A 23810-nucleotide genomic window follows, 5' to 3' on the forward strand; every position below is an offset into this window, starting at 1 on the left:
AAAAGTGGCAAACAGTTTTTCGCAGAGTGCGCCAGTTGTGGCACATCTACGCTATTTCACACAAATCCTTGAGGCCGTTAGTTCAGCTTTAAAGCACTCGCAGGAACTTCATCCCAAGAATTAACCGTCCGCATGGTTGCAACCCAGCCTGCTTGTTTTTGGGTTTCTGTGAGGTTACTCTCAAACGACTCATGGCAATCTTTCGCGTGATCTTCACTGCAAGAAGCGATGCAAGAGTAAAGAATGCCAGAGGGATCAATCTGTTCGTTTACCCAAATTGTCATAGCGTCGTGTCTCCAAGCTTTGGGTTTACTATTCTATCTAAAAGAAATTTCTACAGGACAAGACGGTTCAGAGCAAGAAAAATCGTATCCTTTTTAACAATTTCCCAGAATCTATAAGGCCAAGTACCAAAACTTGTTGCGCCTAACTGGATGGAGTTGTAGCAGAGGCGATCGCGGCCAAATTCGCTAATGACTGACCCGTAACGCGACAAGTACGCCAATCGGGTAGAACATCGGCTCCCATCCGTTCATAAAACGCGATCGCTGGAGCATTCCAATCTAAAACACTCCACTCTAGACGACCACAGTTTCGAGTCACTGCAAGTTGAGCTAGGTAAGTTAGTAACGCTTTGCCAATTCCTTGCCCTCGGTACTCTGGCAGCACAACCAAGTCTTCCAGGTAAATTCCCGGCTGAGTTAGAAAAGTGGAATAGTTGTGAAAAAACAGCGCAAACCCCACGCCTTGACCTGCCACCTCCGCCACAATTGCTTCTGCATAGGGGCGATCGCCAAACAGATGCGACTCTAAAGCTGCTGGACTTCCGACCACCTCATGAGATAGCTTCTCGTACTCCGCCAAGGCTTGAATCAAGGCAAAAATAGTCGGGACATCGGCGGCGATCGCAGGACGCACCACGCAGGGAGAAGTAGACACTGCCATAAGGATGCGAAACGGGCTAAACAACTCAAGGGCAACTTAGCCAACACCAAAAGGCCCTCGCTCTAGCCTACCGTAGCTGTTGAATCTTATTCCCCTTCCCTGGCAGGGAAGGGGCTAGGGGTTAGGTCTATTTCAGCCAACCTTTCAACCGTGCAGCCACCTGAGGACGGCGCAGTTTCCGCATCGCCTTGCTCTGAATTTGGCGCACCCGTTCTCGTGAAAGGTTAAATAAACCACCAACTTCTTCCAGGGTGCAAGGTTCTCCGGTGGCCAAGCCATAGCGTAGAGAGATAATATCCTTCTCTCTCTGGGTCAGCACATCGGCCAACACTTCCCAGATATCTTGGCTCATCATCACTTCACTGATCTGCGCTTCTGGCGATTGAGTGTTGCCATCTTCTAGCAGATCCATCAGCTCGGTGTCTTCGCCTTTACCGACACGATGATTAAGGGAGAGCGATCGCCGCCGTACCTGTTGCAGCTCCCGGAGTTGCCGAGGTGAGACTTCTAAAGCTTCTGCTACTTCTTCTTCACTAGGGTTACGACCCAGTTCCCGCTTCAGATCACGGTGGACTTTTTTCAGCTTATTTAGCTTCTCCACCACATGCACCGGAAGACGAATCGTCCGAGCATCATTGGCGATCGTCCGAGTGATGCCCTGGCGAATCCACCAGTACGCATAGGTAGAAAACTTGTATCCCTTATCAGGATCAAACTTCTCAGTAGCGCGGTTCAGACCCAAAGCACCTTCTTGAATCAGATCCAGGAAAGGCACGCCCCGATTCAAGTATCGTTTGGCGATCGAGACCACCAATCGCAAGTTTGAGCGAATCATTTTGCGCTTGGCGACGCGGCTCTGATAGAGACGGTGTTCTAGCTGCCGTTCTGTCAATTCCAGAGCTGCGGCTAAGTCTGCCTTGCTAGGATGGCGGTCTAATTCAGTTCTGAGGCGTTCATGCAGTTCGTCGATTTCAACGAGATATTGCACTCGCCGCGCCAGCTCGATTTCTTCGTTGGCTTTGAGTAGAGGGTAGCGAGCCATCTCCTTGAAGAAGGCACCTACAGCGTCATCCGATACAGTTTTGTTATAACCTGACAGCCTAGTCGCGATTTGTACTGTGGTATCTGGATCTTCCAACTCTAAGAGGCTGCTATCCCCTAAATCTAGAGCGTCGGGGGTGACCAAATCGGCTACACCTGGCTCTACCTCACCTCCAGCTAAATCAGCCTCCTCAAAAGTCGTCACACTTGTGAAGTCAGGTTCTGTTTCGATTTGTAAGGTAGTGGCAGGGTCAAACTCAGAAAAGCGCATATCAAAATCTAACTGGGTGTCTGGGTTAGAGAGGCTATTGGGTGGATACATATAACGAGGTAGCACTTGGCTTAGCAGTGTTCTCTTTGGGGCTAAGATTTAAGCTTTTAAGGCGGCTAAAGCGCTTCATTCACTCAGACTGAATCCAAGAACAACCATATAAGTGATATTTGATTCCAGTTTTGAAATAGGGTACGTAAATTACCAGAGACAAATTGCTCCAGTTGGAATATTAGGTACTTCGAGAATAAAGTTGGCCAAAAATAATTTTCAGCACTTTCTTCTCTAGTACGAGTGTTAAAAAGTCAACCTAGGTCTTCTGAAGCTGATGGGGAAATCAACTCGCAAACCCTTATTTCGCAGTCTCTGGAAGCACCCTGTTCTGTCAAGCGGGGTACTGATATCCGTAGTGACTAGTCAGAAAAAGCACTAGTACCTAAAAGAATAGCCAGTAGGTGCGATAAAATCATTTAACTTTTTTAGTTTTAAAGTTGGATTGATCAACTTTTCTGTAACAACAGGATCTCATATTGGCAAAAACATCCTTCTCTACCGTTGGGGAGAAATGCCCTATGCTCCTTAGATTGAAGTCTGAATCGCAGAAAATCTTTCTTATTTAATATTAATTTTATCTACCAGTTGATTAATACGAACTCAGCAATTAGCTTTATAGTTTTGAGCGTTAAATCTCTTGATTTGCCGCTTGAGCAAAGAATTTAGGACAAACTCAGGCTGGCTTCTTCTGGATCGAGGAAGTTAGGCGAAAATGAGACAGAGCGATTTTACGGGTCGTCTCGGGCCTTTGCAGTTGGGATGCGTTCTCGTATGTTTGATTCCAGTCTTAGTCTTGCTACTCCCCTATTGGCTGAGTCTGGGATCAATGACTCTTATCGTTTTGCCACCTTTTCCTGGGTTGAAGTTTTAGTAGACTGCCCTGGAGCCCAAGGGCTTTTCACTTATGCCTTGCCGCCTGATTTGACGGTGCAGGCGGGGGATATTCTGACAGTGCCGTTTGGGGCTCAACAAGTCGGTGCGATCGCAATTCACCTTTTAGCTCAGCTGCCTCCAGATCTACCTCCAACTCAGGTTAGAGAGGTAGAAGAGGTGGTCAGCACAGGTTTCTTTCCGGCTACCTATTGGACTCTGCTGAACCAAGTTGCTGACTACTACTGCACTTCGCTGATGGCAGTGATTCGAGTGGCTCTGCCGCCTGGTTTGTTAGGGCGATCGCAACGACGAGTCCGACTAATTGAGCTAAAAGCTTTAGATGGAATTGATCCCAGCGGATTAAGTTCAGTCGCGCAGCAAGTTTTAAGCAGGCTCCAAGCTCAAAAGCAGGGTAACTACACTTGGCAGTATCTCCAGCAAAAAATTCCAGGTGCCGATCGCGGACTGCGAGAACTGCTGAAGCAAGGCTGGATCGAGAGTTACCTGGAACCTCCTGCCACAGTGCGTCCGAAGCTACGTCAAGCGGTTACTTTAGTGGCGGCTAGCCATCTAGAAGGCAGCCTGAGCCCACGCCAACAAGAAATTATTCAAGCCCTTCAGCGAGAAGGAGGGGATCTGTGGCTCAGTGATCTCCTCCAGCTTTGTCGGACTAGTTCTGGTACGGTGCAAACCTTAGCTAAAAAAGGTTGCATTGTTATTCAGCCGCGCGAAATTTTACGGGCTGAAGCAGGGGTCACGATCGCCCCCGATCAACCTAAGGAACTCACCCCCGACCAAGCCCAAGCCCTCGCGACTATCACTTCACTCTCTGGCTTTGCCCAGGTATTACTGCATGGAGTGACGGGTTCCGGTAAGACCGAGGTTTATCTTCAGGCGATCGCCCCCGTCCTGCAACGTGGTCAGTCAGCGTTGGTGTTGGTGCCAGAAATTGGTTTAACGCCTCAGCTCACCGATCGCTTCCGCGCTAGGTTTGGCAGCAAGGTTTGTGTTTACCACAGCGCCCTCTCGGAGGGGGAGCGGTACGATACTTGGCGGCAAATGCTTAGCGGTAGCCCCCAAGTGGTAATTGGGACGCGATCGGCGGTGTTTGCGCCATTGCCGCAGCTCGGCCTGATTATCTTAGATGAGGAACACGACTCCAGCTTTAAGCAAGACCAACCTGCTCCCTGCTACCATGCGCGCACTGTGGCTCAATGGCGAGCTGAGTTAGTCAACTGCCCTTTGATCTTAGGTTCCGCCACTCCTTCGATTGAAACTTGGGTCAGTGCCAAATCTAACCAAGACGTTAACCCGCCCGCACCGCATTACTTGTCTTTGCCTAGTCGCGTGCGATCGCGGCCTCTGCCACCGATTGAAGTCGTTGATATGCGGCAGGAATTTCAGCAGGGGAACCGCACCATTTTCAGTCGTGCTTTGCAGGTAGCCCTAGAACGACTTCAAGAACGAGGCCAACAGGGAATTTTATTTATCCATCGCCGAGGACACAGCACCTTTGTCTCCTGCCGTAGTTGCGGCTATGTGGTGGATTGCCCCAACTGTGATGTCTCCTTGTCTTACCATCACACCCACGCTGAGGCGACTCAACTCCTGCGCTGCCACTACTGCAACCATACAGCTATCCATCCGCCTCAATGCCCGGAATGTAGCTCCCCTTACCTCAAATTCTTTGGCAGTGGCACCCAACGAGTCACGCAAGAACTGGCAAAGCACTTACCTGACCTGCGCTGTCTGCGGTTTGATAGCGATACCACCCGCACCAAAGGATCGCACCGAGCTTTACTGACCCAATTCGCTCAAGGAGACGCAGATTTGTTAGTGGGCACACAGATGCTGACTAAAGGAATTGACTTACCTCAAGTAACGCTAGTGGGTGTGATCGCAGCAGATGGCTTGTTGCACTTACCAGACTTTCGTGCCAGTGAACGAGCTTTTCAGACCCTGACCCAAGTCGCAGGTCGCGCAGGTCGAGGCGATGAACCCGGACAGGTGATTATTCAAACCTATTCGCCGGAGCATTTTGTGGTGGAAGCGGTGCAACGGCACGAATACGAGCCATTTGTCAGCGCCGAGTTACTGCAACGACAAACCTTACGATTTCCGCCTCACAATCGACTGGCACTGCTGAAATTTAGCAGTCCCGACCCACTAGCAGTCCAGAAAACAGCCAAACGCATTGCTGCGGTGCTCGCGCCTCAACAAGCAGAGTCAGGCTATGAATTACTGGGGCCAGCGCCAGCGAGTATCTTGCGGGTAGCGCGGCGGTATCGTTGGCAAGTGCTACTGAAGTTGCCGCTGAATCGAGCAGTGGAGTTGCCAGACTGGAATGAGTTGCGATCGCTCTGCCCACCCAACGTCAGCATGACCGTCGATGTTGATCCGCTAAACTTGCTCTAAATTCAGCTCTGTCAAATATTAATCAGGTGGTGACAAACCAGGCTCTACAATTTCTGTAGTTAGTTCTGGTTTGGGGCTGGATCGAGACTGATCTAAACCTTGTTTCACCCAGCTGATGCACTCAGATTCACTAGAAAAGATTCTGGGGGCAGCGATGTTGTTGAGTCGGTTGGGGGGATAGTGATCGTAGAAATATTTACCTGCCATTTCAGAGACAATAATCAGGTTATGGCAGTAGGTATAGCGATGCTTAAAGCTCTCTAGGCTGCTTTCATACAGAGAGTTTTCGGCTAAATGCTCTTGAGCAATGCGAATAATTTCATCTAGGTGACTAGAGTACATCTGAGCTGGATTTTCTGCTTGGTGGAATTCGCTTTTGTGTCCGACCTCCGCTAGCAGGCTATAGGAGTAGATGTAAGCTTTGTCCACCATGCCAAAGACAAATGGAATAATCAAATGACCTTTGTCAGGAACTGATTTTTCGTAGAGCAAACGGTTGAGTTCCATTGCCTATTTGGGGGGAAGCGAACCAAATACCACACTATATACATCGCAACTGTAGCGCGGATAAGCTGAAGCCAAGTTACGCCTCGATCTGATCACCCTGAACCAGAACTAATCTGGCAACTCATTTAAACTGAAAACAGCTCAGCTCCAAAAGATTTCAGCAATCTGTAGATGAAAATTGCGATCGCTCAACTTAATCCCACCATTGGCGATTTGACCGGGAATGCTCAGCGGATTCTGGCAGCAGCCCAAGCAGCAGCAGCCCAAGGTGCGCGTTTACTCCTGACCCCAGAACTGTCGTTGTGTGGCTACCCACCCCGCGACTTGCTGTTAGATCCCAGCTTTCTAGAAACAATGCAACGAGTGTTGCGGCAGTTGGCCCAGGATCTACCACCCGGATTAGCCGCTTTAGTGGGGACGGTGGAGTGGAATGAGCGATCGCTCGAAGAAGGTGGCAAGCCGTTATTCAATAGCACCGCGCTTTTAGAGCAGCAACAGGTACGCCAGATTTTTCACAAGCGGCTGTTACCTACTTATGACGTGTTTGATGAGGACCGCTACTTCGAGCCAGGTCGTCAAATCAATCACTTTCACCTGGACTCCCTGCATGTGGGCGTGACCATTTGCGAAGACCTCTGGAATGATGAAGAATTTTGGGGCAAGCGCAGCTACACGACCAACCCGATCGCTGATTTAGCTCAAGCAGGTGTGGCTTTCACCATTAACCTCTCTGCTTCCCCCTACAGCGTTGGCAAACGCAAAACCCGCCAAGCTATGTTGCAACATAGCGCCACTCGCTATCAGCAGCCGATTATCTATGTCAATCAAGTTGGTGGCAATGATGACTTAATTTTTGATGGCAACAGTTTTGTGCTGAATCGCCGAGGAGAGCTAATTGCCCAGGCTCAGGGATTCTCTAGTGACCTAGTGTTACTGGAGTATGACGCAGAACAGCAAGATTTAAGAGCGCTGGATGCTTCTCCTGCTGCGATCGCCCCTCACCCCAGTTCCGAAATGGCAGAAATTTGGTCCGCTCTCGTTCTAGGGGTTCAAGACTATGCCCGCAAGTGTGGCTTTTCGCAGGTGGTATTGGGTCTGAGCGGTGGCATTGACTCCTCATTGGTAGCCGCGATCGCAGCAGAAGCATTGGGGCCAGAAAATGTTTTTGGTGTGCTGATGCCCTCACCCCATAGTTCCGAGCACTCCATTACGGATGCCTTAGATTTAGCCGACAAACTGGGGATCAAAAGTCATACACTGCCGATCGGAAATTTAATGCAGGATTACGATCAAGGATTAGCAGACTTATTTGCTGGTACTGATCCTGGCATTGCCGAAGAAAACATCCAGTCTCGGATTCGGGGCAACTTGTTGATGGCGATCGCTAATAAATTCGGTCATCTGCTGCTCTCGACGGGCAACAAATCCGAAATGGCGGTGGGCTACTGCACCCTTTACGGCGATATGAACGGTGGATTGGCCGCGATCGCAGATGTGCCCAAAACCTGCGTTTACGCCCTCTGTGAATGGCTGAACTCTCCTTGTGAAGCCCATCAATTTTTGAATCTCACGTCCAAAATCCAAAATCCAAAATCCGAACTGATCCCGACTCACATCCTCACCAAACCACCCAGCGCCGAACTCAAGCCAGGACAAGTAGACCAAGATTCTTTACCGCCCTACGACATTCTCGACGACATTCTTGATCGCTTTATTCATGAGCACCAGCCTCCCGATGCGATCGTAGCTGCTGGTCATGATGCTGCCGTGGTCGATCGCGTGGTCAAAATGGTGACAAGGTCTGAGTTCAAGCGCCGCCAAGCTCCTCCAGGGATCAAGATTACCGATCGCGCTTTTGGTACCGGATGGCGGATGCCGATCGCTAGTCGTTGGGTCGCGGCGAGTACTCCAACTGCCGCATTGGCTTCTATGGCAGAAGCACCTAAGCAGTAAGCCTTTCACAAAATAATCAACCGCAAATTGCAAATTAATGACTTCGCTTGGTCTGAGACATAATTTACTAATTCGCTGGACTCAACGATCGCTCCAGTCCTACATTTCCTTGGCCTGCACTGCATCTTTACGAACGAGTTGGGCGATCGCAGCTTTGTTAGGAAGCAATATAAATCTGTTCTGGGCTGCTCCCGGAACCGCAGGTGGGCTAGGAGGAGCTTGGTCGGAATGGTTGCCCTCCAGAGTGACTACCCAAACTGCTTGTTTGAGTAGAACCCGACAATTTTTGCTAGCTCAGCGCTTTGTTCGCGTTGCCTCAGACGGCACCCTGACTTACGGCGATGTCAACTCCAAGTTAAATATTTCGGTGTTCATGATTTGCTCCGAGTTGGGCGATCGCGTCTTAGTCCTGGTCAGCAGTCGGGATGTCAGCCAAGCAGAGCTACAAAGAATTCGCACCAACATTACCAACAGTTTTCGGGCTCAACCTTGATTGGCAGTGACAGGCAGAACCGATAATGAAAGTCGAAGCACTGTTCTTGTCCTTCCCATTTCTCTCGCCGCATTCTCTGAGCCGCAATGCAGAAATTAATTTCTAAAGATGGCGTTTTTCTCAGACAACAGCTCACTCCTTACTTATTTCTGTTGCCAGCGCTGATTGTCTTGGCTCTAACAGTTTTTTGGCCTGCGCTACAGGCGTTTTACCTCAGTTTTACCCGCTTCGAGTACGACCTCACCCAAACTCCTCAATGGGCTGGATTCAGCAACCTAGAGCGTCTCTGGGCTGATCCGGTGTTTTGGCAAACGCTCCGCAATACAGTGCTTTACTTAGTATGCGTGGTGCCAATTTTAGTCATAGCACCTCTCGGTTTAGCGATTTTAGTTAACCAAAAGCTGCGCGGCATTCGTTGGTTTCGGGTGGCTTTCTATACACCTGTCGTCATCTCGATGGTCGTGGCTGGGATTGCTTGGCGTTGGCTATACGCCGACAATGGCCTGCTGAATCAATTTCTCAAGGCGTTCGGGATGGCAGAAGGCATTCCTTGGTTAACCAGTCCTCGATTTGCCTTGTTTAGCGTCATGGCAGTGACGATTTGGAAAGGGTTGGGCTACTACATGGTGATTTATCTGGCGGGTCTGCAATCAATTCCGGCAGACTTATATGAAGCCGCCGCGATCGATGGCTCCGATGGCATCAAAAAACATTGGGATATCACGGTTCCCTTGATGCAGCCCTACTTATTTCTCGTGGCGGTGATTTCTTCAATCTCAGCCACTAAGGTCTTTGAAGAAATTTACATCATGACCCAAGGAGGACCCCGCAATAGCTCTAAAACAATTGTGTATTACCTCTACGAGCAAGCCTTTCAAGACTTAGAGATGAGCTACGCCTGCACAATTGGGCTAGTCCTGTTTTTGATCATTCTGAGCTTATCTCTTGTGCGCCTCTGGATTGGGGGCCAAGAATCAGCCGTGAGTTGAGTCGTAAGTAACGCCTGCGGTTGGTGGTGCAGGAGGCGATGATGTTGGGTTCAATTCGGGTAGAGGAGGTCGCAAGCAAAGGTAGAGCAAAGGCCCAAACAAAGGTACCAGAGCGGCTAGCCAAAAAAGCTGCGGGCTATGCAGACCCCGACGCGCCATGTCATCGTTCAACAAGGTCGAGAGCGGAAAAATCAGGCACATTAGGCAAAAATCAATGGCGATCAAGTGTACAAAAGACCTCGTTTGCCATTCCTGTACAAAGTTTCCCCAATCTCCTACTAGCAGCGCATAGGCAATCAAAGCGATCGCGCAAACCGTTAAACCAATTCCCATAGAGCGAGAATCTAACGTTCGTAGCCAGGCATCTTTAGGCCCAGAAAACTCTTGATTCGGCTGCCGCAACCCTAAGTAGGGCAGCAAACACAGCACCCCTGTCCCGTTGGAGCCGAGAAAGTAAGGCCACGCCGGGAGCGATTGCATCCGACCATCGGCAAACATCAGGCAGGCGTAAATCATGGGCCACACTCCCATGAGCCAGAAGATCACCACAAGATAAGTATTCAAGTCTGTCCACTGAAGCGTGAACAACTTGTGGGCGATCGCCCAAGTATCAGGTTGATCAAGCGGTGCCAAGCGGATGGTATAAACGACAAACCCCGCCCAAATCCACCACAGCAAAATCTTTCTAACCATGACCGAAAAGCGCCTAAAGTAGCGCTTAGTTCATTGATGTCCGCTCAGTCTAAAGTAGAAACGCAGCGGGCTACGTCTGCCTGAAGTCAAATCGAAAGTTAAATCAGAAGTTGAGTGGGAGGTCAAGTATGGAACTAGAAGCGACCGATGGCTATGGAGTTGTTTTAGTGACAGCCACCTCCCAAGCCGAAGCAGAGGCGATCGCAGAAGCTTTGATTACAGCGAAGCTAGCGGCCTGTGTCAGTTTCACCCCTATCCACTCGATTTACACCTGGCAGGGGCAAGTCCACAAAGACCAAGAATGGCAACTTTTCATCAAAACAGATTTAGCGCAATTTGCAGCTTTGGTCGCTAAGGTTCAGGAAGTGCATTCCTACGACGTGCCAGAAATTATTGCCTTGCCGATCGTGGCAGGTTCTCCAGCCTATCTTCAGTGGTTAGGTGAGCAAGTACGCAGATAGGTTATTAATCAACTGTAGCCTGGGCCGCAGGAGCAGCGTTTTGATTACGGCCAATCTCATGTTTTGGTCAGCTGGATCGGTTGCACTGAAGCGATCGCTTTTATAACCACAGCAGGCGAATGCCAGCAAAGAGCAGGGCTGACAGCACCGCTGCAATCGGAATAGTGACCAACCAGGCAAGACCAATCTCCCGTAAGGTGGCGAATTTCACGGCTTGCCAACTTTTCACTAAACCAACGCCGACCACTCCCCCAACCAGGGCATGAGAAGTAGAGACAGGCAAACCAGCACGAGATGCCAACAGAACGGTTGCCGCGGTGGCGAGTTCAGCACAAAATCCTCCACTCGGCTGCAAAGCTGTGATGCCTTCACCAATCGTGGCAATCACCTTTTTGCCCCAAACGGCCAACCCTCCCACAATGCCTGCGCCACCTAGGATCAAAATCCAAATAGGAACACTAAAATCCTCAGTCGGGACTGTACCCGTTTGCTGGATGTAGGCGATCGCAGCCAAAGGAGCGACGGCATTTCCCACATCATTAGAGCCGTGAGCAAAAGCGACAAAGCAAGCACTCAACACTTGAAATTGCCCAAGTTGCCGCTCTACCGGGTTGCTAGCATCATCCTGCTGCCCACGCTCAGCGAGTTGTTGCCAACTCACCCAAGTTAATCCCATCGTGGCGATCGCGCCTAACAGCAATGGAATATCGTGCTGGGGCAGCGTCACACCTAACTGAATCGCGAAAAACTGCTGAATGGGTTGACTCAGGGATGGCAACACAATCACCCCAAACACACTGAACAAAGCCGCACTCAACCAAGGAATCCATTCATATAAGCTCTGCATCGCATTGGGTTGATCGAGAATCCAACGCTTCACCAAACCGTAGAACGAGGCGGCGATCGCTCCACTAATCAGCGGCGTAACCACCCAAGTCAAAGAAATTAAACCAATGGCTTGCCAGTCTACCGCTTGCGACCCAACCGCAACCCAACCAAATCCGGCTAAAGCTCCAACCACTGCATGGGAGGAAGACACAGGCAAACTTAAACTCGTGGCGATTTGCAACCACAGGCCGCAACTGAGTAAAACTGCCACCATCCCTGCGACTAAAACTTGGGGCTGCGTGGCAAATAATTCTGGGTTTATTACCCCCGTTGCTAGAGTTCCAGCAACCTTACGCCCAAACAAAACCGCGCCTGTAAACTCCAAAATGCCTGCAATCACCAGCGCTTGCCGCAGCGTGACAGCTTTTGAACCCACGGAAGTACCCATTGAATTGGCTACATCGTTGGCTCCTAGGTTCCAGGCTAAATAAAGCGCCAGGCCACTCGTTAGGGCTAGCGGTAGGAATGCTTGATGCAACATGAACTCCGAAGATCCAGGCTATATGCCAAGCATTCTACTAGCTGGACTTCGGTTTCAGCTGTCCTCGCAGCCGTTCTAAATTCAAACCTGCTACTCCTAGCGTGACTAACAGCACGCCAAACCACTGGCGGCTTTCCAGTTGGTCTTGAATAATCAACCAAGCGAGGATAGCGGTGAATGCAGGCCCTGTGGCACTAATAATCGAGGCAGGAGCGGCACCAATTAAGCGAATACCAATGTTAGTAAAGAGGTAGCCCAGTAGAGTAGCAGCGCCTAAAACTAAACAGCCCAGCATGAAACCAGGCCACATAGCTGGCTGAATCTTGACAGTCAGCGCTTGAGCCGGGAACATCAAAACGACGCTGGAGAGAACAAAAATTGTGACGAATTGAATCAGGCTGACAGGTACCGGATTTAGCATACGGGTACACAACCCAGTCAAAATCACATAGCCAGCAAAGGCAAATCCAGAGGCGGCAGCGGCAACGCTTCCTAGCCAGAGATTACCGGTTGCGGGGCCTGTAACTTGGGGTAAGGCTAAAACACCGCCAGAGCAAATCACTGCCATGACCACTAAGCGAAATACAGTGGGGCGATCGCCAAAAATCTTCCAAGCAAGCAACACGGTAATGGTGGGATAGATAAAGAAAATGGTGATCGCAGTGCCAGCCGCAATTTGAGCCAGAGCCGTGTAGATCAGCACTTGCGACAGAAACAAAAACCCCCCACTCCCCACAACATTCCTCAAAGGCCGCCGATCGGGTGCTAGCAAAAACCGTTTAATGTCACGCCACATGGGGGGATACAGCACGGGTGCCAGTAGAGCCAGTAAAGGCACAACAATCAACATCCGCATCCACAAGATCAGTAACGAGTTACCCAGCCCTGGCATAATCACGCCACCGATCTGACCTAAACCGAGCACCTCGTGAGACCTAAACAGGACTTTGACCACGACGTTATGGAACGATAACGCCACAGATGAGAGCAACACTAAAATTAAACCCACTTGCACTTGAGAGGGGCGCTTGGCTTGGGGCTTCACCTGAGGGGAAACGGTGGGAGGCTCCTGAGCACCCTGAGCACTGGGTAGCGGTGCAGTTAAGGGAGGTTCTGGTTTGGAAATCGGTCTAGGCTCGAAGGGCAGATTAATTGCTTGCGAAGATTGAGTCAGCGATCGCCCTTCTGAAGTCGCATCTAGAGACGGCGTGAAGCGATCGCCTGCTAATAGTTGAGCAGAACTGTTTTCTCCTGCCTGTAGTTGCTCGCGTAAGCGCTGAACTAGCGCAGATAAAATGATTTCTCCTTGCTGTTCTGGACTGTCCACCCGGTTCAACTGTTGTGATAACCAGCTTTGGTGGCTGTCTAGCTCCTGCTGCAAAGTTTTGAAGGTGGTGCTAAAAGCTTTCTCTAAAGGCACCAGCAGTTGGGAAATCTCATCATTGGTTGCAAGGCTGCCTTGGCTCAACGGGTTAGCGTTGGTTGCCTGTCCCCAAGGCTGACGAACTGGAGCAGTTGACTGGTTGAGTCGCTGCCTCAAAAAGATTTGCCAATGGTCCGCGATCGCCTGCGCTAGTTGCTTAGCCCAAGTCTGCTGCTGAACAAATTGCCGCTGACCTAACACCTCGTGACTGTCAGCTTTCAACTGCTGGTGTTGGTCGCGCAGTTGATCAATATCTTCGATTAAGTGAGATTTCTCGGCCTGAAGGCGGGCGATATCTTGAGCAAACTGCACAATTAAGTCTTGATGCAGGCGCTTCAGGTCCTGCGACACGGCTTTGAGCGTCTGCTCCGTCTGTGGCTCTCCTGCTTCCGCGCTTGCTAATGGGTCGCGGAGCGGTTCTGATGGAGTGTTATTCAGTTGCCCCATGAGCGTTTAACCTCTAACCTCTTGGCCATTGAGCGATCGCTATCCTTACAACTGAGTCAGCGTCTCTGTCAGTATTCCCAGTATTTTTTATAAATTAAGTCTAATTTGATCAGGAACTCCTCCGCCCGAAATCAGGCCCGCACCGCCTTGAATTAGCGCCTTTGAGCTGTTTGATCGAGCCGAAAACAAGCCGAAATCCCTTGAGATTATCAGATTCAGCTACTCTTTTGGCTCACTTACTGAATTTCGCGATGTATCTACAGAAATTCTTAAGGCTCAAGCTCCCAAAGTTTAAGTTACTCACTTAAGATGGCGCTGAGCTGGGTGACGCAGAAGTGGGTGATAACTACGTTAGACCGAAGGGGCTGAATCTGAAGCCAGCGATCGAGAGCAATCTGGAGCACTACTGATCGCTCGGTTTCTACCCTCAGATTTTGCTTGCAACAAATTTTGATCGGCCCGTCGCAGCAAACTAATGCCTTTAGAGTCATCTTCTGCTTCTAAGGAAGCAATGCCAGCGCTAATCGTGGCGTGGATTTCTAAGGTTGGGTCAATTCTAAAAGTTTGCTCACTAATCAGACGGCAAATGCGTTGCCCGACGATAGGGGCTTCATGACCATCGGTGTTGCTCAAAATAATGACGAATTCTTCGCCGCCGTAACGAAAAGGGGTGTCATAGAAGCGGAGATTATGCCGCAGGCGAGCCGAAAGCAGCTTGAGCATACGATCGCCCACCAAATGTCCATGGGTGTCATTGATCGCTTTGAAATAATCCACATCCAACATCACCAAGCTCAAAGGCAACGTGCGAGTTCGGGCGTTCTGGATTTGGCGTGGCAACTCCCACTCCAACGCTCGGCGGTTATTGAGTTCAGTCAGGGGATCGGAAAGGGCGATCGCTGACAGTAAATCATTGGCCCGCATCAGCTCTCGATGATTCCGCACCACTCGCAATCCCGCTTGGACTTGAGCTTGGAGGAGACGATTTTGTCTCGCCGACAATTCTGCCACAACCAGGCTGCCATGCTGAACACTCAAATTCATCACTAAGTAAGCATCGGCTCCTCGTTCTAAGGCCTCTGCCGAACACTCCACCGCTTGACTAGAAATCTGGGAAACGGCCTCACTCAACCTTGGGGCATCATCTGCTAGCAACAGACAATAAATCCAGGCCAGTCGAGACTGTTCCTTAATTTGCTGGCATAAATAGAGGCTGTCGGAACTAGCCTGTAAGATTAGCAAATCGGGCTGCTGAGCCTGAATCAGCGGAATTGCCTCGTTGGCGCTCGTTGCTGTTTCGATGGTGCAGTCTGCCAAATCGCCAACCCGATCTAGCAGGGCGGCTAGAAAATAATTTTCTCCAACTATCAGGATCGAAGCAGTCATTGGCGTTTTAGAAGCCTAGTGAAAAAATCAAGGCCGTAACCTTAGCAAATCCAAGACTTTGCTACTGCTGTTAACGCCTAGATCTCGCAAATCCGCCTTAGGAGTGGCATCCCACCTCTAAGTGTTATTGAGTATACTCAGGCTGAAACTATCTACACCTACCATTAACGACCATCCGCAACCAGCAGTTTAATTACTGATCCCCTTGATAGGTTAGGACTTTCAGCCAAAGCTGAAACCGTATATTTCCCGGGGAAGACAAATGATCAGGTGTACTTGGGTTCCATGCTCACAACATTCCTCTTAAGAATCTTGATGCTACCAAAGCCTAGAGTTGGGCGAATCATGCGGCATCATAGATGAGAGGTCATTGTTCAGTCTGAATTCGCTTTAAAAAGGTTCCATGTTTACCCCCCTCAGCGGCACTCAAATTCGGCAAAAGTTTCTTGATTTTTATGCAGCCAGAGGCCATCAGATACTACCGAGTGCCTCGTTGGTTCCCGAAGATCCGACGGTGCTGCTGACGATCGCGGGTATGTTGCCCTTTAAGCCGATTTTTCTGGGACAGCGATCGCCTGAGTTCCCGAGAGCAACGACATCTCAAAAGTGTATCCGCACTAATGATATTGAGAACGTAGGTCGGACCGCCCGCCACCACACTTTCTTTGAGATGTTGGGCAACTTCAGCTTTGGCGATTATTTCAAAGAGCAAGCGATCGCTTGGGCCTGGGAACTGGCGACTGAGGTATTTGGGTTGCCTCCAGAGCGCTTAGTCGTGAGTGTGTTTGAGGAAGACGATGAAGCGTTTGCGCTGTGGCGAGACAAAATTGGCATTCCGGCGCATCGGATTCAGCGTATGGGTGAGAAGGACAACTTCTGGGTATCTGGCCCCACCGGACCTTGCGGCCCCTGCTCCGAAATTTACTACGACTTCCACCCAGAAAAGGGTGACGCTCACATTGACCTAGAAGACGACACCCGGTTCATTGAGTTCTATAACCTGGTGTTCATGCAGTACAACCGGGATGCCGAAGGCAAACTGACCCCACTGCAAAACCAGAATATTGACACAGGGTTGGGCCTAGAACGAATGGCTCAAATCCTTCAGCAAGTCCCGAACAACTACGAAACTGATTTAATTTTTCCCATTATTCAAGCCGCTGCAGAAATCGCGGGGATTGATTACGCTCAGGCCGACGAGTCTACCAAAGTCTCGCTGAAGGTAATCGGGGATCACGTCCGGTCAGTTGTCCACATGATCACGGATGGCATTACCGCTTCTAATATCGGTCGGGGTTATGTTTTGCGGCGATTGATTCGGCGGGTAGTGCGACATGGCCGACTGATTGGCATTGAAGGCGAATTTACCACACGAGTCGCAGAAGCTGCGATCGCCTTGGCAGAAGCCGCATATCCGAATGTACGGTTGAAGGAAAACAGCATCAAAGCAGAGTTGCAGCGCGAAGAAGCCCAATTCCTCAAAACCCTCGATCGCGGCGAAAAGTTGCTGGCAGAAATTTTGGAGCGGGAGAAAACTCAAGTTTCTGGCCCCGATGCCTTCAAGCTCTACGACACCTACGGCTTCCCGGTCGAACTCACCCAAGAGATTGCTGAGGAGAAAAACCTCACTGTCGATCTAGAAGGGTTTGAGGCGGAGATGGAGAAGCAGCGCGATCGCTCTCGTGAAGCTCACGAAACCATCGACCTCACCGTTCAAGGCTCTCTGGACACTCTGGCTGAGCATGTTCACGCTACCGAGTTTCTCGGCTATGTGGAACGCTCGGCCACGGCTCAAGTTGCCGTATTGCTAGTCGATGGCAAATCTGCCGAAGCCGCAGAAGCAGGAACCGAAGTCCAGATCATTTTAGACAAAACGCCTTTCTACGCGGAATCTGGGGGTCAGGTAGGCGATCGCGGCTATCTTTCGGGGGATGCAGTGCTCGTGCGCGTCCATGATGTAAAGAAAGAATCAGATTTCTTTGTTCACTTCGGGCGGATTGAGCGAGGCACGCTGCAAGTGGGCGGTACGGTCACAGCGCAAATTGACCAAGCTTGTCGGCGACGCGCCCAAGCCAACCACTCCGCCACCCATTTATTACAAGCTGCGTTGAGGAAATTGGTGGATGACTCAATTTCTCAAGCAGGTTCTCTTGTGGCCTTCGATCGCTTGCGCTTTGACTTCAACTGCCCTCGCCCTCTGACTTCAGAGGAAGTGCAACAAGTCGAGGAGCAAGTCAACCTCTGGGTGGCTGAGGCTCATACAGCCCAAATTGAGGTGGTACCCATCGCTGAAGCCAAAGCCAAAGGGGCGATCGCGATGTTTGGCGAGAAGTACGGCGATCAAGTTCGCGTGCTGGATTTTCCAGGCGTTTCGATGGAGTTATGTGGCGGCACCCATGTCAGCAACACCGCAGAGATCGGCGTCTTCAAAATCATTTCGGAAACGGGGGTTGCCTCAGGTGTGCGGCGGATTGAGGCGGTAGCTGGCCCTTCCGTATTGGACTATTTGAATGTCCGCGATCGCGTGGTGCGGGATCTGAGCGATCGCTTCAAAGCCAAGCCAGAAGAACTCACCGATCGTGTCACCAGTTTGCAGAATGAACTGAAAAACACCCAGAAGCAACTGGAAACCGCTAAAGCTGAACTGGCGCTCGCCAAATCAGATCAATTGCTGGGCCAAGCTGAATCTGTTGGGACCTTCAAGCTCTTGGTGGCGCAACTAGAAGGTGTAGATCCGGAATCGCTGAAGACTGCGGCAGAGCGCTTAGCGCAGAAACTCGGTGAGAGTGCAGTCGTGCTAGCTTCGGTGCCTGAACCCGACAAAATCAGTCTAGTAGCAGCTTTCAGTCCTGCCGTGGTCAAGTCTGGTTTGCAGGCAGGTAAATTTATTGGCGCGATCGCCAAACTCTGTGGCGGTGGTGGTGGTGGCCGACCTAACCTAGCGCAGGCAGGCGGACGGGATGCTAGCAAACTACCTGAAGCCCTTGCTGAATCCCGCGAGCAGTTGCATCGCAGCTTAAGCAACGCCAGCTAACAAGCCAGAAGATATCAGGGGTTAGACTCCTGGTATCTCTGGTACGTCAAACAGGCCAGCTTCTGTACAAACCGCTGATAGAGGCTGGTCCCAAGCATCAACAGGTAAGTTTGCTAGGCAAGCAAACTCGAACACAGTGCCAATCGTAGGTTTGGTAGCCCAGGCGGGGTCACTCAGCAGGCGATCGTAAAAACCACCGCCATAACCGAGCCGATACCCTTGGCGATCGCAAGCTACAGCAGGGACCAAAATCAAATCAACTTGCTCAGGTTCTAGAGCGGGGCAGTCGGGATGAGGCTCTTTAATTCCATAAGCTCCCGACTGCAAAGGCAAATTGCTGGTAGCGGACCAAGCATGCCAGAACAGAGACTTACCGACACAGCGCGGAAAGCCCCAAACGCGATCGCTAGCCTGATTGATTAAAGGCATCAAATCTGGTTCTTGGCGAAAACTGAAGTAAGCCAAGATAGTTTGGGCTTTAGCAAATAGAGAAGCTGCTTGTATTTGGAGACATAGGCGATCGCTCTTGGCTCGCCAATCCTGAGTTTTGATCGCTTGTCGCTGTTGCAACAAAAGTCGCCGTAACTCTACTTTTTGATTGCGTGAGTCGCTCTCAAACTTCACAGTTAAAGATTCCTTATATCCAGATCGGCGACAACAGCTCAGTAGCAGCAGCTTACTCTAACCAGCCTGACAGTCGCGGCGATCGCTCCTATAGCTGAATCGTTAAACTGATACTAGAAGGTACTGAGACTCGTAAATAAAGGTTGCACAAGAGACGCTTTATTGAGGGGTTTGTCATCCTATAGAGGTAGATATAGAATTGCTACTCTTTGGGTGGCAGTCTATTGCCTTGGGCACAGTGTTGTTATGGTGCAAATCCCATATTTTGTCAGTCTCCATCAAAATTTAGCACTGGTGCAATTATTCCATTGGTTCTTCTTTCCTCTCAGCTCCCTTGGTCCGAGCAGGCCAAGCCCAACCCATTCAAGCGTTCATCCAAGAGTATGAACAAGAGGCATCCATGAACGTTGATACTACCGCGTCGGGCGTGATCTTGATCGTGGATGACATCCCCGCTAATTTAGGAGTTTTATTCGATTTTCTGGCCGATACTGGGTTTCAAGTCTTAATCGCTGAGGATGGCGAAAGTGCTTTGCAAACCGCTGAGTATGCCTCTCCCGATTTAATCCTACTCGATGTACTGATGCCAGAAATTGACGGTTTTGAAACTTGCCGTCGGTTGAAGTTGAACCACGCCACCCAAGACATTCCGGTCATCTTTATGACGGCCCTGACCGAGACCATCGATAAAGTCAAAGGTCTAAATTTAGGAGCGGTCGATTACATCACCAAGCCACTACAACACGAAGAAGTGTTGGCACGGGTGAAATTGCATCTCAACTTGCGGAACTTAACGAAGCAGTTGCAAGCCCAGAATCTACAGTTAGAGCAGGAAGTGGTTGAGCGCAAACGGATCGAAGCAGATTTGCGTCATCATACCGCTGAGTTGGCCGAGTGGAAAAATCGTTACGAAGCGATCATTCAAGCCAGTGGGCAAATTCTCTTTGACTGGAATTCGCAGACCCACGAAGTCACTTACGGCGGCAACTTAACTGCTATCTTGGGCTACTCACCAGAGGAAATGGCAGGTGGGCTCGATCGCTGGGTCACTCTCATCCATCCTGAAGACCGTAGCCGCTTTCATGCAGAAATCGATCGCGTCATCGTTACGAAACAGCCCTTTCACCAAGAATTTCGAGTTGCTCGCCAAGACGGTACTTACATCACAGTCGAGAGCAAGGGTTATTTCTTTGCTGACAGCGATGGTCAGGCAATCCAGATGGCAGGGTTCATTGTAGATATTAGCGATCGCAAGCGCCACGAAGAAGCGTTGCGTGAAACCAGCCAGATGCTCCAAGCACTGATCCAGGCATCTCCTTTGGCGATCGTCGTGCTTGATCCAGAAGGACGAGTGCAAGTGTGGAACCCAGCCGCCCAAGAAATTTTTGACTGGAGCGAATCAGAAGTTTTGGGCGAAATTTTGCCCATCGTGCCTACGGCTAAGCAAGGAGAATTTCGGGCATTTCGGCAACGGGTGTTCCAAGGAGAATCTTTTACAGGCGTAGAGGTAAGTCGCCAAAAGCGAGATGGTTCCTTCCTAGAACTCAACCTCTCTGCCGCCCCACTCCGCAATGCACAAGGTGAAGTGACGGGCGTGATTGCTATGTTGCTAGATGTCACTGCCAAAAAACAATTGGAGTCTCAAGCCCTCCGAGCCCAGCGGATGGAAAGCATTGGTACTTTAGCCAGCGGCATTGCTCACGACCTCAACAACTTGCTTACTCCTATTCTGTCGTCGGCCCAACTGCTCCTCATGCCAGCAAAGCTGCCAGAAGCTAAAAAGCAGCAATTGCTAAAAACAATGGAAGCTAGCACCAAGCGAGCTGCTGCTCTGGTCAAGCAAGTGCTGCTGTTTGCGAGGGGAGTAGAAGGTAAGCGCATTACCTTGCAAATGTCTCACCTAATTACAGAAATTAGACAAATTACTCAAGAAACCTTTCCCAAATGGATTGAAGTTGAGGCCGAGGTAGACCCAAACCTCTGGATGGTATCTGGCGACACGACTCAACTGCATCAAGCCCTACTCAACCTCTGCGTCAATGCCCGCGATGCCATGCCCAATGGAGGCACCTTAAAGATTGCGGCTACCAATATCTGGCTAGATGAAGAATACGCCCAACTCAATATTGATGCCAAAGTGGGGCCTTACGTTCTCATTATCGTAACTGACACGGGAACTGGGATTCCTCCCGCCATCATTGATCGCGTGTTTGAACCTTTTTTCACCACGAAAGAGGTGGGTCAAGGCACAGGACTAGGGTTATCAACCGTTGTGGGAATTGTGAAAGGTCACGGTGGGTTTGTCCAAGTTCAGAGTCGAGTTGGTCAAGGCACAGAGTTTAAGTTGTACTTGCCGATCGCCCAAACTTATGACCTCAAACCGGACGCAACTGAGTACGACGAACTCAAAGCTGGACACGGTGAAGTCGTGCTGGTAGTGGATGACGAGGATGCGATTTGTGAGGTCACCAAAACCTCTCTGGAGTACTACGGTTATAAGGTTTTAACGGCCAAAGATGGAGTAGAAGCGATCGCCATATATGTACGTCACCAAAGCGAAATTAATGTGGTGCTCGTCGATATGATGATGCCGTCGATGGATGGCCCCACCACGATTCGGACGCTGCAAAAAATTAATCCTCAAGTCAAGATTATTGGCGTCAGCGGGCTGATTTCTCATTGCCCGATGACTGAGTTTGCCAATAGCAACAACGTCAAGAGCTTTTTACCCAAGCCTTACACCTCAGAAGAGTTATTGCAAAACTTACGAGTTGTACTGACGACCTACTAAAAAACCAGACCAACTGTCACCATCCCTTCCTCAGTGTTGTTATGATGCAGCTAATTTTCATTTAGATTCAGTGAGCCTGTGGCCTACGACTCCATGACTGACACCATCCTCGACGTTCGCAACTTGCACGTTCAGTTTCAGACCGATGAACGGTTGATTAAAGCAGTAGATGGAATTTCCTTTGAGGTTAAACGCGGACAAACCTTAGGGATTGTCGGAGAGTCAGGCTCAGGCAAATCGGTCACGTCTCTAGCAGTGATGGGGTTGGTGCCTCCACCGGGTAGAGTGGCAGGTGGCGAACTTTGGTTCCAAGCGGCAGAGAGCGATACAGGGGCGATCGATTTGGTCAAGGTGCCGCCCAGCCATCGCCGCACCTATCGGGGCAACCAAATTTCCATGATTTTCCAGGAACCGATGAGTTCGCTGAATCCAGTCTATACCTGTGGATTTCAGCTCACCGAAGCCATCCGTCTGCACCAAAATGTTTCTGAGGCAGAAGCTCGGCGGCAAGCGATCGCTCTACTGCAAGAAGTGAAGCTGTTGCCCAGCGATGAAGAGTTAAAACAGCGTTACTTAGAAGAATTACCCCAAGGCGAGTTTGCCCGACCCACCCCCAGCGAAGCGGAACTGAATCGCCACATTAACGAGCAAAAGCAAGCCATCCTAGACCGCTACCCTCACGAACTCTCTGGCGGTCAGATTCAGCGAGTGATGATTGCAATGGCAATTAGCTGCAACCCCAGCTTGTTGATTGCCGATGAACCCACCACGGCCTTAGATGTCACAGTCCAAGCCACGATCCTAGATTTGCTGCGGGAACTGCGCGATCGCCGCAACATGTCCATCATGTTCATTACCCACGACTTGGGCGTGATTGCGGATATTGCCGACACGGTGGCGGTGATGTATCAAGGCAAAATCGTAGAGTATGGCTCGGTCTGGCAGATTTTCTCTAGCCCCCAGCATCCCTATACCAAGAGCTTACTCACTTGTCGCCCCAGACCCGATCGCCGTTTGCAATTACTCCCTACCGTCTCCGACTTTATGGAAGTGGTGACGACTCCCAGCGGCGAGACTGTCATCCAAGAAAAGCCAACTGATATGTTCCAAGCAGTGCGGAACGCGGCGGAGATGAGTGATTTTGACCTAGACCATCGGCTCACTGAACTGCAACAGCAATCTCCTTTGTTATCAGTGCGGAACTTACAAGTCGCGTTCCCTGTGCGAGGGGTTTGGGGAGAAACCAAGCGCTACGTCATGGCTGTGAATGGTGTCTCCTTTGATGTTTATCCGGGGGAAACCCTGGGCTTGGTGGGAGAATCGGGTTGTGGTAAAACCACACTGGCTCGGACTTTGTTGCGCTTGATCGAGCCGACTCAAGGCCAGATTTTGTTTGAAGGCCGCCCAGCCCATAGCTTAGAAGGTAAAGCTTTGCGGCAATTGCGGCAGGAAATGCAAATTATCTTCCAAAATCCCTTTGGTTCACTTGATCCACGCATGACAGTTGGGGCAGCGGTGATGGAACCGCTCAAAATTCATCGTCGGGGCAATCAGCGGCAGAACCAGGAACGAGCGGCCTACTTGCTAGAGCGAGTGGGCTTGAACCCACAATTAATGCACCGTTATCCCCATGAATTTTCCGGTGGACAACGCCAACGGATTGCGATCGCGCGAGCATTGGCCTTGAACCCCAAGTTCATTATTTGCGATGAATCGGTTTCTGCGCTAGACGTATCGGTGCAAGCCCAAGTCCTAAACCTACTCAAAGAGCTGCAAGGTGAATTTGGCCTCACCTACATCTTTATCTCTCATGACTTGAGTGTGGTGAAGTTTATGAGCGATCGCATCATGGTGATGAATCGCGGCAAGATTGAAGAAATTGGCCCAGCGGAGGCGATCTACCGCGAACCGAAACAACCTTATACTCGTCAGTTGATTGCAGCGATTCCAGTCGGTAGCTTAGAACGCATTCGGGAACGTCAAGTCGAGCGAGGCATTGCAGTGGGTTAATCCCGTATGCAGCGTTTCTTGAAGCCAAATT

At 50.4% G+C, this 23810-nt stretch carries 17 protein-coding genes; 8 read left to right on the forward strand and 9 right to left on the reverse strand.

The window, feature by feature from the left end; genetic code table 11:
- Positions 1–77 precede the first annotated feature (77 nt).
- The 3 genes from NDA01_RS13290 to NDA01_RS13300 all read right to left on the reverse strand — a co-directional run bounded on the left by NDA01_RS13290 (position 78) and on the right by NDA01_RS13300 (position 2308).
- On the reverse strand, positions 78–284 hold the full coding sequence (locus tag NDA01_RS13290) for a glycogen debranching protein (RefSeq protein WP_348228304.1): 207 nt from the start codon (positions 282–284) through the stop codon (positions 78–80).
- 142 nt (positions 285–426) lie between these two features.
- Positions 427–945, reverse strand: coding sequence for a GNAT family N-acetyltransferase (locus tag NDA01_RS13295; RefSeq protein WP_348228305.1), 519 nt, complete (start codon positions 943–945; stop codon positions 427–429).
- A 127-nt stretch (positions 946–1072) separates the two neighbouring features.
- On the reverse strand, positions 1073–2308 hold the full coding sequence (locus NDA01_RS13300; protein WP_242024514.1) for an RNA polymerase sigma factor, RpoD/SigA family: 1236 nt from the start codon (positions 2306–2308) through the stop codon (positions 1073–1075).
- 762 nt (positions 2309–3070) lie between these two features.
- Between NDA01_RS13300 and priA the strand changes: the two genes are divergently transcribed.
- A complete protein-coding gene (gene priA, locus NDA01_RS13305; RefSeq protein WP_431193398.1) occupies positions 3071–5599 on the forward strand; it encodes a primosomal protein N' in 2529 nt (842 codons plus the stop codon).
- A gap of 18 nt (positions 5600–5617) precedes the next feature.
- Here the strand turns inward: priA and NDA01_RS13310 are convergent, their stop codons facing one another.
- Positions 5618–6106 (reverse strand): hypothetical protein, encoded by a 489-nt coding sequence (locus tag NDA01_RS13310; protein WP_348228306.1) that lies wholly within the window; start codon positions 6104–6106, stop codon positions 5618–5620.
- Between the two features lie 171 nt (positions 6107–6277).
- Here NDA01_RS13310 and NDA01_RS13315 point away from each other — a divergent pair, with 171 nt between their 5' ends.
- From NDA01_RS13315 to NDA01_RS13325, 3 genes are all read left to right on the forward strand, one after another.
- On the forward strand, positions 6278–8059 hold the full coding sequence (locus NDA01_RS13315; RefSeq protein WP_348228307.1) for an NAD+ synthase: 1782 nt from the start codon (positions 6278–6280) through the stop codon (positions 8057–8059).
- Positions 8060–8096: 37 nt separating this feature from the next.
- Positions 8097–8552, forward strand: coding sequence for a hypothetical protein (locus tag NDA01_RS13320; protein WP_190559955.1), 456 nt, complete (start codon positions 8097–8099; stop codon positions 8550–8552).
- 86 nt (positions 8553–8638) lie between these two features.
- Positions 8639–9541: a carbohydrate ABC transporter permease gene (locus NDA01_RS13325; RefSeq protein WP_190559957.1), complete on the forward strand. Its 903-nt coding sequence runs from the start codon at positions 8639–8641 to the stop codon at positions 9539–9541.
- On the opposite strand, the gene NDA01_RS13330 is transcribed toward NDA01_RS13325, so the two are convergent.
- Entirely contained in the window at positions 9527–10234 is a 708-nt protein-coding gene (locus NDA01_RS13330; RefSeq protein ID WP_348228308.1) for a DUF2834 domain-containing protein, read from the reverse strand. The two genes, NDA01_RS13325 and NDA01_RS13330, sit on opposite strands and share 15 nt — an antisense overlap.
- Before the next feature lie 128 nt (positions 10235–10362).
- Here NDA01_RS13330 and cutA point away from each other — a divergent pair, with 128 nt between their 5' ends.
- Positions 10363–10695, forward strand: a complete 333-nt coding sequence (cutA, locus tag NDA01_RS13335) for a divalent-cation tolerance protein CutA (RefSeq protein WP_348228309.1) — start codon at positions 10363–10365, stop codon at positions 10693–10695.
- 100 nt (positions 10696–10795) lie between these two features.
- Here cutA and NDA01_RS13340 read toward each other — a convergent pair whose 3' ends face one another.
- The 3 genes from NDA01_RS13340 to NDA01_RS13350 form a co-directional block, all read right to left on the reverse strand.
- On the reverse strand, positions 10796–12064 hold the full coding sequence (locus NDA01_RS13340) for an inorganic phosphate transporter (RefSeq protein ID WP_348228310.1): 1269 nt from the start codon (positions 12062–12064) through the stop codon (positions 10796–10798).
- 37 nt (positions 12065–12101) lie between these two features.
- On the reverse strand, positions 12102–13934 hold the full coding sequence (locus NDA01_RS13345; protein WP_348228311.1) for an EamA family transporter: 1833 nt from the start codon (positions 13932–13934) through the stop codon (positions 12102–12104).
- 351 nt (positions 13935–14285) lie between these two features.
- Positions 14286–15320 carry a GGDEF domain-containing response regulator gene (locus NDA01_RS13350; RefSeq protein WP_348228312.1) on the reverse strand — a complete coding sequence of 345 codons (1035 nt, stop codon included), beginning with the start codon at positions 15318–15320 and terminating at the stop codon, positions 14286–14288.
- 403 nt (positions 15321–15723) lie between these two features.
- On the opposite strand from NDA01_RS13350, the gene alaS reads away from it, so the two are divergent.
- Positions 15724–18354, forward strand: a complete 2631-nt coding sequence (alaS, locus tag NDA01_RS13355) for an alanine--tRNA ligase (protein ID WP_348228313.1) — start codon at positions 15724–15726, stop codon at positions 18352–18354.
- 21 nt (positions 18355–18375) lie between these two features.
- Here alaS and NDA01_RS13360 read toward each other — a convergent pair whose 3' ends face one another.
- Positions 18376–18978, reverse strand: coding sequence for a 5-formyltetrahydrofolate cyclo-ligase (locus tag NDA01_RS13360; RefSeq protein ID WP_348228314.1), 603 nt, complete (start codon positions 18976–18978; stop codon positions 18376–18378).
- Between the two features lie 334 nt (positions 18979–19312).
- Here NDA01_RS13360 and NDA01_RS13365 point away from each other — a divergent pair, with 334 nt between their 5' ends.
- The gene (locus tag NDA01_RS13365) at positions 19313–21769 is read left to right on the forward strand and encodes a hybrid sensor histidine kinase/response regulator (RefSeq protein WP_348228315.1); all 2457 of its coding nucleotides are present in this window, start codon (positions 19313–19315) and stop codon (positions 21767–21769) included.
- 93 nt (positions 21770–21862) lie between these two features.
- Positions 21863–23779 carry an ABC transporter ATP-binding protein gene (locus tag NDA01_RS13370; protein WP_348228316.1) on the forward strand — a complete coding sequence of 639 codons (1917 nt, stop codon included), beginning with the start codon at positions 21863–21865 and terminating at the stop codon, positions 23777–23779.
- The last annotated feature ends 31 nt before the right edge of the window (positions 23780–23810 follow it).

The organism is Trichocoleus desertorum AS-A10 (assembly GCF_039962155.1).
In the GTDB taxonomy this organism is placed as follows: Bacteria; Cyanobacteriota; Cyanobacteriia; order FACHB-46; family FACHB-46; genus Trichocoleus.

Excerpts from the sequence above, each read along its gene's own strand:
- NDA01_RS13300 (WP_242024514.1), bottom strand. The coding sequence starts at position 2,308 with ATGTATCCACCCAATAGCCTCTCTAACCCAGACACCCAGTTAGATTTT.
- NDA01_RS13325 (WP_190559957.1), top strand. The coding sequence starts at position 8,639 with ATGCAGAAATTAATTTCTAAAGATGGCGTTTTTCTCAGACAACAGCTC.
- NDA01_RS13330 (WP_348228308.1), bottom strand. The coding sequence starts at position 10,234 with ATGGTTAGAAAGATTTTGCTGTGGTGGATTTGGGCGGGGTTTGTCGTT.
- priA (WP_431193398.1), top strand. The coding sequence starts at position 3,071 with ATGCGTTCTCGTATGTTTGATTCCAGTCTTAGTCTTGCTACTCCCCTA.
- NDA01_RS13320 (WP_190559955.1), top strand. The coding sequence starts at position 8,097 with ATGACTTCGCTTGGTCTGAGACATAATTTACTAATTCGCTGGACTCAA.
- NDA01_RS13340 (WP_348228310.1), bottom strand. The coding sequence starts at position 12,064 with ATGTTGCATCAAGCATTCCTACCGCTAGCCCTAACGAGTGGCCTGGCG.
- NDA01_RS13345 (WP_348228311.1), bottom strand. The coding sequence starts at position 13,934 with ATGGGGCAACTGAATAACACTCCATCAGAACCGCTCCGCGACCCATTA.
- NDA01_RS13310 (WP_348228306.1), bottom strand. The coding sequence starts at position 6,106 with ATGGAACTCAACCGTTTGCTCTACGAAAAATCAGTTCCTGACAAAGGT.
- NDA01_RS13350 (WP_348228312.1), bottom strand. The coding sequence starts at position 15,320 with ATGACTGCTTCGATCCTGATAGTTGGAGAAAATTATTTTCTAGCCGCC.
- NDA01_RS13370 (WP_348228316.1), top strand. The coding sequence starts at position 21,863 with ATGACTGACACCATCCTCGACGTTCGCAACTTGCACGTTCAGTTTCAG.
- alaS (WP_348228313.1), top strand. The coding sequence starts at position 15,724 with ATGTTTACCCCCCTCAGCGGCACTCAAATTCGGCAAAAGTTTCTTGAT.
- NDA01_RS13295 (WP_348228305.1), bottom strand. The coding sequence starts at position 945 with ATGGCAGTGTCTACTTCTCCCTGCGTGGTGCGTCCTGCGATCGCCGCC.
- NDA01_RS13290 (WP_348228304.1), bottom strand. The coding sequence starts at position 284 with ATGACAATTTGGGTAAACGAACAGATTGATCCCTCTGGCATTCTTTAC.
- cutA (WP_348228309.1), top strand. The coding sequence starts at position 10,363 with ATGGAACTAGAAGCGACCGATGGCTATGGAGTTGTTTTAGTGACAGCC.
- NDA01_RS13315 (WP_348228307.1), top strand. The coding sequence starts at position 6,278 with ATGAAAATTGCGATCGCTCAACTTAATCCCACCATTGGCGATTTGACC.